The organism is Streptomyces sp. DSM 40750 (assembly GCF_024612035.1).
Classification (GTDB): Bacteria; Actinomycetota; Actinomycetes; order Streptomycetales; family Streptomycetaceae; genus Streptomyces.
In genome coordinates, this window is the sequence record NZ_CP102513.1 from 2,272,542 (window position 1) to 2,290,506 (window position 17,965).

At 71.4% G+C, this 17,965-nt stretch carries 16 protein-coding genes and 1 riboswitch; of the genes, 4 read left to right on the forward strand and 12 right to left on the reverse strand.

The window, feature by feature from the left end:
• Nucleotides 1-5 precede the first annotated feature (5 nt).
• Genes hisG through JIX55_RS10155 form a run of 6 tightly spaced genes read right to left on the reverse strand, consistent with a single transcriptional unit; the run spans nt 6 to nt 4,337 of the window.
• On the reverse strand, nt 6-863 hold the full coding sequence (gene hisG, locus JIX55_RS10130) for an ATP phosphoribosyltransferase (protein ID WP_257562975.1): 858 nt from the start codon (nt 861-863) through the stop codon (nt 6-8).
• Nucleotides 864-917: 54 nt separating this feature from the next.
• Nucleotides 918-1,190, reverse strand: a complete 273-nt coding sequence (locus JIX55_RS10135; protein WP_257562976.1) for a phosphoribosyl-ATP diphosphatase — start codon at nt 1,188-1,190, stop codon at nt 918-920.
• A 34-nt stretch (nt 1,191-1,224) separates the two neighbouring features.
• On the reverse strand, nt 1,225-1,710 hold the full coding sequence (gene ribH, locus JIX55_RS10140; protein WP_257547672.1) for a 6,7-dimethyl-8-ribityllumazine synthase: 486 nt from the start codon (nt 1,708-1,710) through the stop codon (nt 1,225-1,227).
• Between the two features lie 49 nt (nt 1,711-1,759).
• Nucleotides 1,760-3,049 (reverse strand): bifunctional 3,4-dihydroxy-2-butanone-4-phosphate synthase/GTP cyclohydrolase II, encoded by a 1,290-nt coding sequence (locus tag JIX55_RS10145; protein WP_257562977.1) that lies wholly within the window; start codon nt 3,047-3,049, stop codon nt 1,760-1,762.
• Entirely contained in the window at nt 3,046-3,678 is a 633-nt protein-coding gene (locus JIX55_RS10150) for a nicotinamide mononucleotide transporter family protein (RefSeq protein ID WP_257562978.1), read from the reverse strand. Before JIX55_RS10150 ends, JIX55_RS10145 begins: the two co-directional genes overlap by 4 nt.
• Entirely contained in the window at nt 3,675-4,337 is a 663-nt protein-coding gene (locus JIX55_RS10155; RefSeq protein ID WP_257562979.1) for a riboflavin synthase, read from the reverse strand. The genes JIX55_RS10150 and JIX55_RS10155 overlap by 4 nt, the downstream gene beginning before the upstream one ends.
• A 155-nt stretch (nt 4,338-4,492) precedes the next feature.
• A riboswitch (FMN riboswitch) is annotated at nt 4,493-4,623 on the reverse strand.
• A 529-nt stretch (nt 4,624-5,152) separates the two neighbouring features.
• Between JIX55_RS10155 and JIX55_RS10160 the strand changes: the two genes are divergently transcribed.
• Entirely contained in the window at nt 5,153-5,908 is a 756-nt protein-coding gene (locus JIX55_RS10160) for an SDR family oxidoreductase (RefSeq protein ID WP_257562980.1), read from the forward strand.
• Between the two features lie 229 nt (nt 5,909-6,137).
• Here the strand turns inward: JIX55_RS10160 and JIX55_RS10165 are convergent, their stop codons facing one another.
• Nucleotides 6,138-7,751, reverse strand: a complete 1,614-nt coding sequence (locus JIX55_RS10165; RefSeq protein WP_257562981.1) for an ROK family protein — start codon at nt 7,749-7,751, stop codon at nt 6,138-6,140.
• Between the two features lie 163 nt (nt 7,752-7,914).
• On the opposite strand from JIX55_RS10165, the gene JIX55_RS10170 reads away from it, so the two are divergent.
• Nucleotides 7,915-9,126 carry an MFS transporter gene (locus tag JIX55_RS10170; protein WP_257562982.1) on the forward strand — a complete coding sequence of 404 codons (1,212 nt, stop codon included), beginning with the start codon at nt 7,915-7,917 and terminating at the stop codon, nt 9,124-9,126.
• 81 nt (nt 9,127-9,207) lie between these two features.
• Here JIX55_RS10170 and JIX55_RS10175 read toward each other — a convergent pair whose 3' ends face one another.
• A complete protein-coding gene (locus tag JIX55_RS10175; RefSeq protein WP_257569280.1) occupies nt 9,208-10,365 on the reverse strand; it encodes a glycoside hydrolase family 6 protein in 1,158 nt (385 codons plus the stop codon).
• Nucleotides 10,366-10,575: 210 nt separating this feature from the next.
• Between JIX55_RS10175 and JIX55_RS10180 the strand changes: the two genes are divergently transcribed.
• Both JIX55_RS10180 and JIX55_RS10185 read left to right on the forward strand, forming a co-directional pair.
• A complete protein-coding gene (locus JIX55_RS10180) occupies nt 10,576-11,259 on the forward strand; it encodes a DUF5995 family protein (protein WP_257562983.1) in 684 nt (227 codons plus the stop codon).
• A 116-nt stretch (nt 11,260-11,375) separates the two neighbouring features.
• Entirely contained in the window at nt 11,376-12,302 is a 927-nt protein-coding gene (locus tag JIX55_RS10185; RefSeq protein ID WP_257562984.1) for an LLM class F420-dependent oxidoreductase, read from the forward strand.
• A 16-nt stretch (nt 12,303-12,318) separates the two neighbouring features.
• Here the strand turns inward: JIX55_RS10185 and JIX55_RS10190 are convergent, their stop codons facing one another.
• The 4 genes from JIX55_RS10190 to JIX55_RS10205 all read right to left on the reverse strand — a co-directional run bounded on the left by JIX55_RS10190 (nt 12,319) and on the right by JIX55_RS10205 (nt 17,953).
• Nucleotides 12,319-14,031: a flavin monoamine oxidase family protein gene (locus JIX55_RS10190; protein WP_257562985.1), complete on the reverse strand. Its 1,713-nt coding sequence runs from the start codon at nt 14,029-14,031 to the stop codon at nt 12,319-12,321.
• A 45-nt stretch (nt 14,032-14,076) separates the two neighbouring features.
• On the reverse strand, nt 14,077-14,865 hold the full coding sequence (locus JIX55_RS10195) for a carbon-nitrogen hydrolase family protein (protein WP_257562986.1): 789 nt from the start codon (nt 14,863-14,865) through the stop codon (nt 14,077-14,079).
• A 264-nt stretch (nt 14,866-15,129) separates the two neighbouring features.
• Nucleotides 15,130-16,335 carry an MFS transporter gene (locus JIX55_RS10200; RefSeq protein WP_257562987.1) on the reverse strand — a complete coding sequence of 402 codons (1,206 nt, stop codon included), beginning with the start codon at nt 16,333-16,335 and terminating at the stop codon, nt 15,130-15,132.
• 145 nt (nt 16,336-16,480) lie between these two features.
• The gene (locus tag JIX55_RS10205; protein WP_257562988.1) at nt 16,481-17,953 is read right to left on the reverse strand and encodes an HAD-IA family hydrolase; all 1,473 of its coding nucleotides are present in this window, start codon (nt 17,951-17,953) and stop codon (nt 16,481-16,483) included.
• Between the last annotated feature and the right edge of the window lie 12 nt (nt 17,954-17,965).

The following is a 17,965-nucleotide window of genomic DNA, read 5'->3' on the forward strand; positions in this document are numbered from 1 at the left end:
GGCCGTCAGAGGCGGCAGGCGTGGATGGCCGTGGTCAGGATGGCCCGGGCACCGATGTCGTACAGGTCGTCCATGATCCGCTGGGCCTCCTTGGCCGGGACCATGGCGCGCACGGCGACCCAGCCCTCGTTGTGCAGCGGCGAGACGGTCGGGGACTCCAGGCCCGGTGTGAGCGCGACGGCCTTCTCCAACTGCTCGACGCGGCAGTCGTAGTCCATCATCACGTACGTCCGGGCGACGAGGACGCCCTGGAGGCGGCGCAGGAACTGCTGCACCTTGGGCTCGTTCTCCGCGGAGGTGTCGGCGCCTACGCGGCGGATGACGATGGCCTCGGACTTCATGATCGGGTCGCCGAAGACCTCCAGGCCCGCGTTGCGCAGCGAGGTGCCGGTCTCGACGACGTCGGCGATGACCTCGGCGACGCCCAGTTCGATGGCGGTCTCGACGGCGCCGTCGAGGTGGACGACGGAGGCGTCGACGCCGCTGTCGGCGAGGTACTTGGCGACGATGCCCTCGTACGAGGTGGCGACCGTCATGCCCGTCAGGTCCGCGACGTCGCCCGCCGTGCCGGGCTTGGTGGCGAAGCGGAAGGTGGAGCGGGCGAAGCCGAGCGGCAGGATCTCCTCGGCGTTGGCGCCGGAGTCGATGAGCAGGTCGCGGCCGGTGATGCCGATGTCGAGGCGGCCGGAGGAGACGTAGATCGCGATGTCGCGGGGGCGGAGGTAGAAGAACTCGACCTCGTTCTCCGGGTCGACGATCCGCAGCTCCTTGGACTCCCGGCGCTGCTGGTAGCCGGCCTCATGGAGCATCTCCCCCGCAGGGCCGGACAGGGAACCCTTGTTGGGGACGGCGATGCGCAGCATGAGGCGAGCTTCCTTCGTTCGTACGGATTGTGTGCGGTGTTATGGCGTAGCGGCTCAGAGGTGGGCGTACACGTCGTCCAGGGAGATGCCGCGGGCGACCATCATCACCTGGACGTGGTACAGCAGCTGCGAGATCTCCTCGGCGGCCGCTTCCTTGCCCTCGTACTCGGCGGCCATCCAGACCTCGGCGGCCTCTTCGACGACCTTCTTGCCGATGGCATGGACGCCCTTCTCGACCAGTTCAGCGGTGCGGGAAGTGGCGGGGTCGCCGTTGGCGGCCTTGTGCTGGAGCTCGGTGAAGAGCTCCTCGAACGTCTTCTTGGACATGGTGATGCTCAGCCTACGCGCAACCGCCGATGTCTCAGCGCCAGGGTTCGGATACTGAGCGGAGGGTGGCAGCGGTCGCCACGGCCGCCGTCACCGCCTCGTGCCCCTTGTCCTCGTTCGAGCCCTCGATGCCCGCGCGGTCCAGGGCCTGTTCCTCCGTGTCGCAGGTCAGCACGCCGAAGCCGATGGGGACACCGGTGTCGACGGAGACCTGGGTGAGGCCCTGGGTGACGCCCTGGCACACGTACTCGAAGTGGGGGGTTCCGCCGCGGATGACGACGCCGAGGGCGACGATCGCGTCGTAGCCGCGGCCCGCGAGGACCTTGGCGACGACGGGGAGCTCCCAGCTGCCGGGGACCCGCAGGAGGGTCGGCTCGTCGATGCCCAGGTCGCGCAGGGCGCGCAGGGCGCCGTCGACGAGGCCGTCCATCACCTTCTCGTGCCACTGGGCCGCGATGACCGCGACGCGCAGGTCGCCGCAGTTCCGTACGGACAGTTCGGGTGCACCCTTGCCGCTCACGTTGCTCCTTGGTTCCTGAAACTCTTACTCGCTGGTTTTGCCGCTGGTGTTACTGGTTGCCGCAGGTGGACGCGGTGGTCGTGTCCAGCCAGGGCAGGTCGTGGCCCATCCGGTCCCGCTTGGTGCGCAGATAGCGGAGGTTGTGCTCGCCCGCGCGGACGGGCATCGGCTCGCGGTCGTTGACGACAAGGCCATGGCGGACGAGGGCGTCGGTCTTCTCGGGGTTGTTGGTCATCAGACGCAGGCTGCGGACGCCCAGGTCCTGGAGGATCTGTGCGCCGGCGCCGTAGTCCCGGGCGTCGGCGGGCAGGCCCAGCTCCAGGTTGGCGTCGAGGGTGTCTCGGCCGAGCTCCTGGAGTTCGTACGCGCGCAGCTTGGACAGCAGTCCGATGCCGCGGCCCTCGTGGCCGCGCAGGTAGACGACGACACCCCGGCCCTCGGTGGCGATGCGTTCGAGGGAGGTCTGGAGCTGGGGGCCGCAGTCGCAGCGCAGGGAGTGGAAGATGTCGCCGGTGAGGCATTCGGAGTGGACGCGGACGAGGACGTCCTCGCCGTCGCCGATCTCACCGTGGACGAGGGCGACATGCTCGACGCCGTCGACGGTGGAGCGGTAGCCGTACGCCGTGAAGTCGCCGAAGGCGGTGGGGAGTTGGGTCTTCGCCTCGCGCTTGACGGTGGGCTCGGAGGAGCGGCGGTAGGCGATCAGGTCCTCGATGGAGATGATCGTCAGGCCGTGCTTGCGGGCGAACGGGATCAGTTCGGGAAGCCGCAGCATGCGGCCGTCCTCGCCGGCGATCTCCACGATGGCACCGGCCGGGCGCAGGCCCGCGAGGCGGGCGAGGTCGACGGCGGCCTCGGTGTGGCCGTCGCGCACGAGCACCCCGCCGGACCGGGCGCGCAGCGGGAAGATGTGGCCGGGGCGGACGAAGTCGCCCGGCTCGGCCGTGCCGCTCGCCAGGAGCTGGAGGGTGGTGGCGCGGTCGGAGGCGGAGATGCCGGTGGTGACGCCGTGCTGGGGAGCGGCGTCGACGGTGACGGTGAAGGCGGTGCGCATGGACTCGGTGTTCTGCTGGACCATCTGCGGCAGTTCGAGCCGGTCCAGTTCGTCGCCCTCCATGGGGGCGCAGATCATGCCCCGGCACTCGCTCATCATGAAGGCGACGATCTCGGGGGTGGCCTTCTCGGCGGCGATGACGAGGTCGCCCTCGTTCTCGCGGTCCTCGTCGTCGACGACCACGACCGGGCGGCCCGCCGCGATGTCGGCAATGGCCTGCTCGATGGGGTCGAGCCCGAAGTTCTCGATGTCGTCGGTGCTGTACAGGATCGGCGCCGTAGTCATGCGGGGGCTCCTTCCAGGGCGGGCTTGCGGGAGCGCAGCCACCAGTCGCGCATGCCCCACAGAACGAGCACGCCGTAGATGATGTAGACGAAACCGGAGAAGGCGTAGCCGTTGGCGAAGTTGAGCGGTACGCCCACGAGGTCGACCAGCAGCCAGGCGAACCAGAACTCGACCATGCCGCGCGCCTGGGCGTACATGGCGACGATGGTGCCGGTGAAGATGTACGCGTCCGGCCAGGGGTCCCAGGACAGGGTCGGGAAGGCGGTGAAGAGCGCGCCGACCGCGAGGGTGCCGAGGACGGCGCCGCCGATGAGGAAGCCGCGCTCGCGCCAGGTGGCGAAGCGCGGGGCGATGGCCCCGTCCGCCGTCCGTCCCTTCGTGCGGTTCCACTGCCACCAGCCGTACGCGGCGACGGCCATGACGACGACCTGCTTGCCGGCGCTGCCGGTCAGGTGACCCACGAAGGCGCCGAAGAGGATGAGGCCGGAGAGGAACTGCACGGGCCAGTTCCACAGGGAGCGGATCGCGCCGAGGGCGAGGGCGATCAGGCCGAGGATGTTGCCGATCATGTCCGACCAGAGGATCTGCTGGCCGAAGGCGGTGAAGGCGACGGAGTTCAGCGAATTCACTTCGCCGCCTCCTGAGTGCCTGCCCCTTGGGTGTGCGCTCCCTGAGTGCCTGCCCCCTGGGTGTGCGCTCCCTGCGTGCCCAGCAGCCGCTCGACGTACTTGGCGATGACGTCGACCTCGAGGTTGACCGGGTCGCCGGGCTGCTTGCGGCCGAGCGTGGTCAGGTCGAGGGTGGTCGGGATGAGGCTGACGGTGAAGTGGTCGGGGCCGGCGTCGACGACGGTGAGGCTGATGCCGTCGACGGTGATGGAGCCCTTCTCGACGACGTACCGGGTGAGGTCGGCGGGGAGCGAGATCTTGACGATCTCCCAGTTCTCGGACGGCTTGCGCTCGATGACCTGGCCCGTGCCGTCGACGTGGCCCTGCACGATGTGCCCGCCGAGGCGTTCGCCGACGGCCATGGGGCGTTCGAGGTTGACGCGGGAGCCGACGCTCAGGGCGCCGAGGCTGGAGCGTTCGAGGGTCTCCGCCATGACGTCGGCGGTGAACCAGTCGTCCTCGTGCTCCACGACCGTGAGACAGACGCCGTTGACGGCGATGGAGTCGCCGTGGCGCGCGCCCTGCGTGACGACGGGGCCACGCAATTGGAAGCGGGAGGAGTCGCCGAGGTTCTCGACGGCGGTGACTTCACCCAGCTCTTCGACGATTCCGGTGAACACTTCCCGGGTCCTCCTGCCTCGTAAGGGCACGGACTCCGGGGCTGTCGAAGACGACAGACATGAGCGGACAGCGACATGGGGAGCGACGCCGCGTAAGGCCCACCCCTGTCGGGATAGGCCAAAAACAGACGGCGGCGCGCACGCATGCCCGCCCGCCGCGCACTGCCTCCCATCCGGACTTTAACCGTCGGTCCAGGAATTTCACCTGGTCAACCGGCCGCTGGAAGCGACCGGGTCGCGGACTGTAACCGCCGGTTCGGACTTTCACCGACCCCGGAGTGCGCTGCTTCTGGTACATGGCCAGTGTGCCACGCCCGATCGGCACCCATGCGGGTGAGGGCTGTGGGGTGGCTCACAGGCCGTGTCACTGGACTTCCGCAGCGGATACCGACGGGTTTCGGCTATCACTGACCATGGGTCAACTTCCGTGACACCGGCCCCACTCGAAGCGGCCCTGACCCCTTGACCGGCTTGGTCTAGTCCTTTTAAAGTCCGGCGGCGCGGTACCCGCCTCGAACGGCCCGGCGGCGGTGACGACGGCCCTTGCCCCGCCGCCGGGTCCCATCCTCCCTCCGGAGGAGCGCGGGTGTGCGCTCCAGCCGACCTCCGACGGTTTCCGGGGCGGTGTGGTGACGGACATGCGGGTCGTGGTGAACCCGGACAGGCTGGAGTTCGCGGGACGGCAGTCGGCCGGAGGATGACCGCGCCGAATTTCATCGGCGCGGTTGTCACATTCCACGGGGGCTGCCCTGTCGTAGTTGCCGTAGGGCGTCTCCAGCCGGGAGCGTCCGGCGTACGAAGGGGATGGAAACAGCATGACCACGATCCTGGTGACCGGCGGCACCGGCGTCCTCGGCCGGCCCGTCACCGAGCGGCTGCGGGCGGCCGGGCACGAGGTGCGGGTGCTGAGCCGGCACGCGCAGCCGTACGCCGTCGATCTCGTCGCGGGTGGCAGCGGGCTGGACACGGCTGTGGCGGGGGTGGACACGATCGTGCACTGCATGACCTCGCCGCGCGGGGGCGACGAGAAGGCGACGGCGAACCTGATCGCGGCCGCGCGCCGGGCCGGGGTACGGCACCTGGTCTACATCTCGATCGTCGGCGTGGACCGGGTGCCGTTCCCCTACTACCGGTCCAAGCTGGCCGTCGAGCGGCTGGTCGAGGAGTCGGGACTGGGCTGGACGACCCTCCGCGCGACCCAGTTCCACGACCTCCTCGTGATGCTCTTCCAGGTCCTCGCCAAGCCGCCGGTCATGCTGCTGCCCGCCGGGGTGAGCGACCAGCCCGTCGCCGTCGCCGAGGTCGCCGACCGCCTGGCCGAACTGGCCGTCGGCGCCCCCGCCGGACGCGTGGACGACATGGGCGGCCCCGAGATCCTGACCTTTCCCGAACTGGCCCACGCCTACCTGGCGGCCACCGGCCGTCGGCGCCGCCTGCTGAACGTGCCCCTGTTCGGCAAGGCGTACCGGGGCTTTCGGGCCGGTGGCCACCTCACGCCGGAGCGAGCCGTGGGCAAGGGAACGTTCGCGGAGCACCTGGTGGAGCGGTTCGGGAGCCCGAAGATGCGGTGAGGGGTGGGGGATGGGATGCGCGCTCGTGGTCAGGCGTCAACGGCGGGGCGGGGCGATCCTGTGGGTGACCGTGTCGGTGACGGGGCGGGCCCAAACGGGTCACCAAAGCGCCAGAGGCTTACGGGTCACCGAGGCGACGGGGCCTTATGGGTCACCGAGGCGGCGGTGGCCTTGTGCGTCACGGGGGCGCCGAGGACCTTGCGGTCACCGAGGCCGAGGACCTTACGGGTCACCGAGGCGCCGGTGCGAACAGCTCGTCCTGAGCCGCTTCCCGGGCCATGAGCAGCGCGCCCCGCAGAACGGCTGCTCCGCCGAGGCCGCTGGGCCGGACCTCGGTCGGCAGCGGCGACATGGCCGTCAGCCGGGCCTCCACACGGGCGGCGAGCACGTCCCCACCTGCCTGCCCGACCTCGCCGCCGAGCACCACACAACCGGGGTCGAGGACAGCGACGACGGAGGCGGCGCCGATGGCCAGGCGGTCGGCCAGGGCGTCGAGGAAGCGGGCGTCGGGGCCGGCCGAGGGGGCGGGTGCCGCCGAGCGGCGGGTTTCGTGCGGCGAAGGGTGTGTTCCGTCCTCCGGTGGGCTCCCTGCCTCTGTCGAGGAGTCCTGCCTCTTCGCCGAAAGGCACCCGGCACCCGCCGAGGGTTCCGCCGTCCCCACTGCGCGGTACGCGGTGTCGGCCGAGAAGCTCAGGCCCTCCGCGAGGGAGCTCGTGGCTCCCGCAGATCGGCTCGTGACCCCCGCCGACACCCCCGCCGGGTCCCCGGATCGGCTCGTGGCCCCCGCCACCTCCGCTGATGGGCTCCCGGTCCCCGCCGAGCGACCCGCCACGTCCGCCGATCTGTCCCCGCCCGCCGCCATGTCGCCCGTCGCGCTGGGCGAGCCGCCCGTCGCGCCCGCCGCAGGACCCGGTCTGTCCGCCGAGGCAGCCGCCCCGCCCCCCGAAAGCCCCGCCACAGCCGCCCGCACCAACGCGGCCGCATACGGCTCGTGCCCCTCCCCGGCGGCCACCACCCCGTGCTCGGCGGCCAGTGCCGCCACCGCCGCGGCGCCGCCCAGGGAGTGGAAGCCGCCCTCGCAGTCGGTGGCCGAGGGGATCGTGGTGGTGCCCGGGACGGGGAGGAAGCCGATCTCGCCCGTGCCGCCGGAGGCACCCCGGCGGAGGTGACCGTCGAGGACGACGGCGGCGCCGGTGCCGAGGCCGAGCCAGAGGAGGACGAAGGTGTCGCGGTCGCGGGCGACGCCGTCGCGCTGTTCGGCGAGGGCGGCGAGGTTCGTCTCGTTCTCGACGAGGACGCGGGCCGGGAGGCGTTCGCCGAGGGCGGCGACCAGGCGACGGTGCCACTCGGGGAGGCCGGTGGAGTTCCGGAGCTCGCCCGTGGCCGGGTCGATCAGCCCGGGGGCGCCGATCACCACCGTGTGCAGCCGGTCGGCGCCCGCTTCCTTCGCGGCGCGCTCCACCAGGGTGACCGCCTGCTCCACCGCGGGTCCCGTGCCGGTGTCGTCCGCGATCGGGACGGACGCCCGCGCCAGCTCCGTGCCGACCAGATCGGTGACGACCACCGTGACGCCCTCGGTGCGCACATCGAGGGCGGCGAGGTGCGCCCGGTCGGCGATGATGCCGTAGAGGCGGGCGTTGGGCCCACGCCGCTGCTTCCCCGACTCCCCCACGACCTCGATCAGCCCGGCGGCCGCCAGGCGCTCCACGAGGTCGGCGACCGTGGGCCGGGACAGGCCGGTGAGCTGCTTCAACTGCCCTGCCGTCAGCGGCCCTTCCTGCTGCAGCAGCCGCAGGGCGAGCCGGTCGTTGATGGCCCGGGCGGTGCTGGGTGATGCGGGCATGCCGGGATCCTCCCAGATCGGCGGCGCCGTACGGCCGGTGGGCCTCGGGCGATACTCCCTATCTATCAGGAAGGGTTCCTGATAGTTTACGCGGCGCGAGCGGAGGCCGGGTGCCACCGACAGGGCGGGTCCAGGGGTTCCGGAGAACCAGGGAGGGCGGACAATGAGCGCGGTGGTCTACGAGCAGCGCGAGGTGAGGCGGGCGCGGTACGCCGTGGCGGCCGTGTTCGCCGTGCACGGTGCCGTCACCGGCTCGTTCGCGACCCGCGTCCCGTGGATCCAGGACCATGCCGGGGTGAGCGCGGGCCAACTGGGTCTCGCGCTCGCCTTCCCGGCGATCGGCGCGTCCGTGGCGATGCCGCTCGCGGGCCGGATCAGCCACCACTTCGGGGCCCGTACGGCGCTGCGCGGGCTGATCTCGCTGTGGACGATCGCGCTGGTTCTGCCGGCCCTCGCCCCGAACCTGTGGACGCTGTGCCTCGCGCTGTTCGTGTACGGCGCGACGGCGGGCATGGCGGACGTGGCGATGAACGCGCTCGGCGTCGAGGTCGAGAACCGTCTCGGAAAGTCGATCATGTCGGGTCTGCACGGCATGTGGAGCGCGGGCGCCCTCGTCGGCTCGGCGGCCGGCACACTCGCCGCCCACCTGGGCTCGGACGCCCGGCTGCACCACGTCCTGGCGGCGGCCACGCTGACCGTCCTCGGTCTGGTCGCCTGCCAGTGGGTGCTGGACCTCAGGCCCACCGAGGACGAGGAGCCGCCGCCCCGGTTCGCGCTGCCGCCGAAGTCGGCGCTGCTGATCGGCGCGGTGGGGTTCTGCGCGGTCTTCGCGGAGGGTGCGGCCCTGGACTGGTCGGCGGTCTATCTGCGGGACCAGTTGGCGGCCTCGGCCGGGCTCGCGGCGGCGTGCACCACCGGTTTCATGCTGACCATGGCGCTGGCCCGGATCGCGGGCGACGCGGTGGTCAACCGTTTCGGCGCGGTCCGCACCGTACGGGCGGGCGGTGTCCTCGCCGCGCTCGGCGGTCTGCTGATCGTCGTCGCGAACCATCCGGCGGTCGCGATGTCCGGCTTCGCGCTGATGGGCCTGGGCATCGCCGTCGTCGTACCGCTCTGCTTCGCCGCCGCCGGCCGCAGCGGACCGAACCCCAGCCAGGCCATCGCGGGCGTCGCGACCATCACGTACACCTCCGGGCTGGTCGCGCCGAGCGCGATCGGCGGTCTGGCGCAGCTGACCAGCCTGGTCGTGTCGTTCGGCCTGGTGACCGTGCTGGCGTGCGGGCTCGTCGGCTTCGCGGGCGTGCTGCGCACCGGGGAGCGGGACAGCCTTCGGGTCAATCGGCCGGACGCGGTGGTCCCCGACCCGAAGGCCTGAAGCGGTCCCGGGCGAACGCTCAGTGGGTCCCGTACGCAGGGCCGGCCGGCCCCGACCACGGACGTCCGCCGCCGGGGCCTCTCACCCCCGTGCCAGCTCGTACGCGTACCCCGGTGAGAACGCCCCCGCCCTCCCCCGGCACCCGTCGGACTCACCCGGCAGCTTCACCCACAGGTAGGCGTCGACGCGGGGCTCTCCCGTGTCGAGGGTCGGTGACCGGCCGAGGCTGCGGCCGGCGGGGTCGCACCATTCGCCGTCGGCCGGGGCGCCGTTGCCGTTGCGGCTGGTGTCGATGACGGCGCCGAGGCCCGCGGGGCCGCCGAGGGCGTCGAGTACCTGGCGGGTGTAGGCGGCCTCGGAGTCGGTGGGGTTGAAGTTCGACACGTTGCTGAAGACGCCGTCGGAGGCGTCGAGCGAGGCGGCGCCCGCCTGGCGGAGGAGTGCGGCCTGTTTGTCCGGCGCGTTCCATTCCGAGTGCCCGGCGTCGTAGTAGACGCGGGCGTTGGGGTTGGCCGCCTTCATGACGCGGCCGGCGCGGGCGAGCGAGGCGAAGCGGTCGGCGCGGGCGCCGGCGGAGAGGCAGTCGGACTGGGCGATCGCGTCCGGCTCCAGGATCACGATGACGTCGTCCGAGCCGAGCCCGGCGGCAAACGCGTCGATCCACGCGTCGTACGCCTCCAGGCTCGACGCCCCGCCCTGCGAGGCCCCGCCGCAGTCGCGGTCCGGGATCGCGTACGCCACGAGGACCGGCACCCGCCCCTGCGCGGCGCCTCCGGAGGCGACCGCCGCGACCTGGGAGGTGGCGATGGCCGGGGTCGGGTCGGTGAACCAGACGGCGGCCGGCCGGTCGGCGATGCCGGCCTCGATGACGGCGCCGCGCGGGTCGTCCGGGTTGTCGCGGACCCAGTCGAGGACCTGGGAGTCGGGGTGGCGGTAGAGCTCGCCGGAGTCGGTCACGGGTTCCGTCCGCTGTTCGGTCTTCTCCGCCGAGGGCCGCACCCTGGCCTCCTTGGAGGCGTCGGGCGACTTCGACGGCGCCGAGGGGGGTGAGGTCCGCGACGGGGAGGGCGAGCCCGGAGTCGGATCGTTCGGCTCGGCCGGTTCGGACGGACCGGACGGGAGGCCCGGCGAGGGGCTCATCAGCGGTAGGGCCTCGTCGGCGCCTCTGTCGCCGTTCAACGCGGTCACCGTGCCGGTGACGGTGCCGACGACTACCACGACCGCCGCGGCGGCCACCATGGCGCTGCGCCTCGCCGCCCGCCTGCGCTCGGCTCGGCGTGCGGCCAGACGCTGGGCGCGTAAGCCTGACACGTAGTGCTCCCCCCTGCTCCCCGGACCGAAGCCTCCCCGGCTTCCCGGTACTTTCCGTCGCGCCCGCGTTACCCCGTTCCGGGGACGCGCCGGGCACGGCGGCACCGGTGACAGCGTAGGCCTGGGACCCTGCCCCCTATGGCGCAGTTGGAACATTTCACCAATTCCATGGACTCAGTGGACACAGTCGTCTCCCGTATGCGCGCCCTCGATTCGGTCCTGCCCGAGAGGGACGGGGTCGCGGTCTTCAACCGCGTCTACCTCGCCGTCACGGAGGCCATCGACCGGCGGCTGGACGCCGGCCGCTTCCCGGACGCCGAGGCCGCGATCACCCTGGACGTGCTCTTCGCCGAGCGGTATCTGCGGGTCGCCGAGGGAGGGTGGACGCCCGCGTGCTGGCGGCCGTTGCTGCAGTTCCGGCGCCATCCCGGCGTACGACCGCTGCAGTTCGCCCTCTCCGGCATCAATGCGCACATCGGGCACGATCTCGCACTCGCCGTCGTGGACACCTGTCGTACGCTCGGCTGCGAACCCGTCGATCTGGAGGACGAGTTCGAGCAGGTGGGCGATGTCCTCGTGTCGCTGGAGGAGCGCATCCGCGAGGAGCTGATGCCGGGTCCCGATCTCCTCCAGATCGCCGATCCGCTCACCCATCTGCTCGGCGCGTGGAGCCTGGAACGGGCCCGTGAGGCCACCTGGTCGGCCGCCCGCGCGCTCTGGGCGCTACGCGAACTCCCCGATCTCGCCGAGGAGCTCGGCCGCCGTCTGGACGCGGCGGTGGGCCTGGCGGGCCGCATGCTGCTGACACCGCTGCCGCACTGAACCGCACGCCGCTGACGCCACTTCCGTACCGAAGCGAACCCACCCGCGCCGGGCGCACTCCCTTGTGAACGTAATACGTTCGACTTGAGAAGATCCCTCGCAGAGGAGCACACGGCATGGCGTTACGGCTCGGGCTCGCCCTTCCCCAGATGCGGCAGTACGACATCGGAAAGGACGTGCCTGACGTGGCGCGTACGGCCGAGGGCATCGGCTACGACAGTCTGTGGGTCTTCGAACGGGCCCTGTTCCCGGAGCCACCGTCGCAGGGCCTGTACGGCCTGGAGGGCCTGCCCTGGCCGGACCACTACCGGCATGTGGCCGAGCCCCTGGTCACCCTCACGCTGGCCGCGGCGGCCACCGAGCGGGTCCGGCTGGGCACGAGCCTGATCGCACCGCTGCACGTGCCGTTCCAACTCGCCAAGTCGCTCGCCTCGCTGGACGCGGCGAGCGGCGGCCGGGTGGTCGCGGGGCTCGGCACGGGCTGGTCCCTCGACGAGTACGCCGCGGCGGCGGTCCGGCCCTTCGAGGAGCGCGGCCAGGTGCTGGAGGAGCTGATCGGGGTGTGCCGGGCGGTCTGGGGCCCGGACCCGGTGTCGTACGACGGACGGCTCACCAAGATCGCCTCCGCCGTGGTCGGCCCCAAGCCGCGCCGGCCGATCCCCATACTGCTCTCCGGGAGCACCGCGAGAGCCCGGCGCAGACTCGTCGACCACGCCGACGGCTGGCTGCCGGTCGGCCTGGGCGTCGAGGAACTGGCCACCCAGTGGCGCCAGTTACGGAATCTGGCCACCGAGCGCCGCCGCATCAGGCCGCTCCGGTCGGTGCTGCGGATCAACGTGCAGTACCAGCGCAAGGCCTACGAGGGTGCCGACCGCCATCCCTTCCAGGGCAACGCCGACCAGCTCGCCGAGGACCTCGCCGCCCACGCCGCGATCGGCCTCGACGAGATCTTCCTCGACCTCCAGTACGCCCTGCGGGACGCCGAGGAGCTCAAGGACGTGGCCGCCGAGGTGTACGCGTCGGCGCGGGCGGCCGGGGTCTAGGGCGGTCGATCAGGCCCTAGTCCTCCGGGAGTTCCACCGGCGCGATCTCGTCGTAGACGTCCCCCGGCCCGGGGTTGGTCGCGTCGGTCGCCCCGCCGAAGTGGTGCATGACGCCCCAGACCGCGTTGAGAGCGGTCTGGATCGCGCCCTCGGCCCAGCCGGCCGTCCAGGAGATGTCGTCGCCGGCGAGGAAGATGCCCCGCTTGTCCTCGGGCAGCCGGTCCTGCATGAAGTGCGTGAAAAGGCGCCGCTGGTAGCGGTAGTGGCCCGGCAGGTTGGCCTTGAAGGCGCCCATGAAAAAGGGCTCGCTCTCCCAGGAGACGGTCACCGGGTTGCCGATGATGTGGCTCCGGATGTCGACCTTCGGATAGATCTCGCCGAGCGACTTCAGCATGACCTCCATCCGCTCGCTCGCGGACAGCGGCAGCCACTTCAGGCTGTCGTCGCACCACGTGTAGGAGAGGCAGATGACGGCGGGCTTGTCCGGACCGTCGTCGAGGAGGTAGGTACCGCGCGTCATACGGTCGGTGAGCGTCATCGACATGACGTCACGGCCGGTCGGGTTTCCCCTCTCGTCGACGGCCTTGTCCAGCCAGAAGGGCCGGTCGACGGGGACGAACAGCTTGCTGGACTCCATGTAGTGGGTCCGCTCGATCGCCGTCCAGTGGTCGATCGGGAAGAGCGAGTCGTCGCAGGCGATCTTCGACAGCAGCATCCAGGACTGGGCGGTGAAGATCGCCGCCTGGTACGTACGGATGTCCCCGTTCGCGTCCGTCACGGTGATCCGGTTGCCGGCGGTCCGGTGCAGCCGGGTCACGGCGGGCCGCGGCTCGCCATCGGCATGCAGGGACTTCAGCGACGTCCCGTGCGGCCAGTGCACGATCTTCTCCGGCTCGCGCTCCCAGAGCCGCAGCGGAAGCTGCTGGCTGCCGCCGACGATGCCGCGGTGGTGGTCGTCGGCCTCGGTGTAGACGACCCGCAGGATCTCCAGGATGGAGTTCGGGAAGTCGGTGTCCCAGCCGCCCGTGCCGAAGCCGACCTGGCCGAAGATCTCGCGGTGCCGGAAGGACTTGAAGGCCTCTGAGTCGCAGAGGAAGCCGTAGAAGGTCTGGTTGTCGAGCCGCTCGACGAGCTTCGCCCAGATCTCCCGGATGCGCGGCACGTCCCGCTCGCGCAGCGCCCGGTTCATGTCGGAGAAGTCGGCGCCCTCTTCGAGGCAGGCGTTCCAGGCCGCGGCGACGTCCCGGTACACCTGCGGCAGGTCGTCGATCGTCTCGGCGTAGTGCGACTCACCCTTGAGGTCGACGACGGTCGAAGGCGTCGCGTCGGCAAGGGGATTGGGGAAGGGCCGGGTCTCGAGCCCCGCCAGGTCGATGTAGTGCTGGAGCGCCGTGGAGGACGGCGGGAAGCGCATCGCGCCCATCTCGGCGGTGAGCGACGGATCGCACCCCTCGAACCCCACCGTCCGCAGCCGCCCGCCGATCCGGTCGGCCTCGTACACGACGGGCTTCAGTCCCATCTTCATCAGCTCGTACGCCGCCACGATGCCGGACAGCCCACCGCCGATGACCGCCACCTCGGTGCCGTGCTCGGTCGCCGGAATCTGGCCCAGACCGGCCGGGTGGGCGAGGAAGTCGTCGTACGCGTACGGGAAGTCCGGCCCGAACATGGTGATCGGCGGCTGCTGCTCGTCTGCGTGCTCGATGGCGTTGGGCACGGTGGACGTCATGGGGTACGGACTCCTTGCGACAAGAAAGGCAGAGGGTGGTGGATCTCAGACGAGGGACCCGTAGAGGCCGGGACGGCGGTCGTTCAGATACGGGTTCGCCTCGCGGGAAGCCGCGAGGAGAGCGGGGTCGACATCGGCCAGGACGAGTTCCTCGTGGCGCCCGGCTCGGGTGCGCGCGACCCCGTCGGGCCCGACCAGCGTGGACAGCCCGACGAACTCGAACTCCCCTTCCCGGCCGACCCGGTTGACGTACGCGACATACATCTGGTTCTCGAAGGCCCGCACCGGGATCATCGACTCGGCGACGAACTGGAACGGGTGCATCTGGGCCGTCGGCACCACGAGCAGATCGGTCCCGGCGAGGGCGTGCGCGCGGACGTTCTCCGGGAACTCCACGTCGTAGCAGATCATGATCCCGATCCGGAGCCCGCCCAGTTCGGCCTGTACGACGGGCTGCTCGCCCGGCGTGAAGTGGTCCCGCTCGAAGCAGCCGAAGAGATGGGTCTTGCGGTAGTCGGCGAGCCGGATGCCGTCGGCGGAGATGAGCTGGGCGGAGTTGAAGACCGTCTCACCGGCACGTTCCGGATACCCGTACGCGATCGCGATCCCGTGCCGTCCCGCGATGTCGGCGACCGCGTCGGCCGAGTCACCGTCGGCGGCCTCGGCGAGCCGACCGATGTCATCGCCGATCGCGTACCCGGTCAAGAACATCTCCGGCGCCACCAACAGCCCCGCCCCACCCGCGGCCGCCCGCCCCGCGGCCTCGTCGAGCACCTTCAGGTTCCCGACGACCGAGCCGGGACGACCGGAGCTCTGGAGCAGGGCGGTACGCATGCGTGTTCCTCACCGGGACAAAGGGGGGTTTGGGGGCCAGTTAGACGGTACGGTCGGCCGCCCGCACCGGACAAGCGGCAGCCATTGCGCGCCGATGAGGGATTCGTTGCGTGCGGGGTGGGGTGGACGACGATTCATTGCGCACTTCTTGCGAAGGGCCCATTCAAGGGGCGTGGGGCCGTGGTTGGATACGCGGCTCCGCCGCGCGGGCGCGACCAGCCGCGAACAAGCCCCCAGCCGGCCGCCGACCCCACGCCCCGCCCGCTAGGCGCCCTTCCGCCCCCTCCGCGTCAACACCAGAGCCGTCACCAGGTACGGCACCGCGAACAAGGCGAACGCGACCCCGTGCGCGTAAGACGCACCGATCAGGGCGTACGCGCCGAAGACAGCGACCGTCGCCATCTCGGTCCCCATGCTCGCGACGGACGTCAGAGTCGCCCGGCGAGCCGCTTCGATCCGGTCCTGCAGCCGTGCGTCGGCGAGCACGTTGACCAGTTGGAAGCCTCCGAAGGCGACGGCCACCAGCCCGATGCCGACCGGTGTGCCCATCAACGTACCCACGGCCAGCGCGAACGCCGAGCCCGCCAGCACCACCCCGAGCCCGGCCGTGCTCAACCGCTCCCCCACCCCGGTCAACAGGCTGCCGATCGCCGGCCCCACCCAGATCACCAGCAGCAGATACGGAACCGTCTGCTCGGCCACCCCGGTGTCCCGGACCAGCAACGGGGTGTACTCATCGAGCGCACCCCAAATCGCACCGACGGCCGGAACGAGCAGCAGCGCCCCGCGTACGGAACGATCCCGACGGGCCTCGACGAGCCCGGCCCGCAGGGTGGTGAGGGTGGACACCCGATGCTTCTCGTGAGCCACCGCTTCCCGGTGCTCGGGGAACCGCGTCGCCGCCACCGAGGTCAGCAAGCAGACCAGCACACTCGCCGCACCCACGGCCGGATAGCCGCCGAAGTCGAGAACCGGCCCGGCCAGCCCCATCGCCGCCATCACGGCGACCATCCCGAACGCCTGGGCCCGGCCGATGACACGCGCGTACCTGTCGGCAGCGCCCAGCCGGTCGAGTTCGTCGTACACCAACGCTTCCAGCGCACCGGAGCCGAGCGCACCGCGCACGCCCCAGAGGACGAAGCCGAGGGCGAAGGCCCAGAACGACGGGACGATCACCCACAGCGCGAAGCCGGCGGCGGTGAGCAGCGGGCCCAGCCACAGCAGCAGCCGTCGGGAGACGGCATCGGCCCAGGCGCCGGACGGCACCTCCAGCACGATCCCGGTGATCGACCACAGGGCGAACAGTGAGGAGATCTGCCAGATCGACAGCCCGGAGTCGCTGAACAGCAGCGCGTACACCGGGTAGAGCAGCACGAAGTCGTCGAGGAACGCGTATCCGTACAGCGTGGCCGTCAGCCGCCGGACACCGCTGGTCCGGGCACTGGGCACACGTGCAGGTGAGAGAGTCATGAGGCCTTCCCGAAGGAGCGATTCGGACGTCGGGGATACGGCGTCCGAGGCGGCCCTCGGGAGGCACGGCTGGTGGATCAATGTCGCCAGGTCATGGCACCGATGCTAGTCGGGTCGGACCCTCCGGCGCAGTGGGATTCCGGGGTCACTCGTGCTGGGCGGCCGTGACCGGCGCGAACGTGGTGATCACCGCCGCGTGGTCCGACGGCCAGTCGTTGTCCTCGACGTCCGGCCAGGTGCGGGGTGTGCCGCTGACATGGGTCCGGGAGTCGAGCACCGCGAGGCCCCGGTGCAGGACGAAGTCGATCCGGTCCTGCGGCTCCGACCGACCGCTGCCGTCCTCGTGTTCGGCATGGATCGGCGACCAGGTGTGGCCCGGCTCCCGTACGGGGTCGGGGTGGGCCTCGCGGTAGGAGTCGCGCAGGCCGGCCGTCTCGGCGGCCCTGGTGACCGGCCAGTCGACGTCCGGCCGGTCGAGGTGGGACGGGCTGTTGAAGTCGCCGACCAGGACGACCGGCACGGTGCCGTCGATCCGGCTGAGGCAGTCCCGCAGCCGGCCGAGCCGCACCTCCTCGTGGGCGATCAGCTCGGCGGCCTCCAGCCCGTCGAAGGCGGCCTCGTAGGGCCCGTACGGCTCGCAGTCCAGATGGACCGTCCAGATGTCCACCTCGCTTCCGGAGCCGGTCCTGATCCGGACGCCCGCCGCCCCGTAGAAGCCGACGTCGGGGTCGCCGAAGCGGGCCGTGATCGGGTGGCGGCTGATGATGCCGAGGTTGTCGCCGGCCCGGTGGTGGTGCCAGCCGAGGGCGTCGGCGAGTTCCTGCGCGGCGGTGCCGTACGTCTCCTGGAGGCCGACCACGTCGACGTCCGTCTCGGTGATGACCTTGAGCTGCTTGGCCCGGTGGTCACGGACCATGGTGCCGCCGTGCCAGAGATTCCAGGTCATCACGCGCAGGGCGGGTCCGTCGGGGGCGACGAGCCGGCGCAGGCTCGCCGGGGTCACCGACTCCAGGCTCTCCCGTACGGTCCGCCCCGGGGCCTCGTCGATCGGCGCGAGTGAGGGCACGGCGAGGACCACGCAGCCCGCCGCCTCGGCCGAGGCGACACCGTTCTCGGTGTCCTCGACGGCCACACAGGCGGCGGGGTCGACGCCGAGGGCGTGGCAGGCGGCGAGGTACGGGTCGGGGGCCGGCTTGGTGTGCTCGGTGTCGTCCGCCGTGACGGAGACGGCGAACAGGTCGCGGCCGAGGGCGTCGAGGACGGTGTCGGCGACGGCTCGCGGGGACGCGGTGACCAGGGCGGTGGGGACGCCCTCGCGGGCCAGGGCCCTCAGCAGCTCCAGGGCGCCCGGGCGGGGCACGGTCCCGGTGCGGACCCGGTCGGCGAACTCCCGGTGCAGGTCGGCGGCCACCCCGTCGCGCGGTGCGCCCGTGATCCCGGCGAGCCAGGCGGCGGTGTACTCGACCGGACGGCCCAGTACGTCCGGCTGGTCGGCCTCGGTCAGCGTGCGCCCGAGGTCGGCGGCCACCTCTTCCACCGCGTCCCACCAGAGCCGCTCGGTGTCGACGAGCGTGCCGTCCATGTCGAACAGGGCGGCCTGGAGCGGCAGTCGAGACAAGGGTTCCTCTTT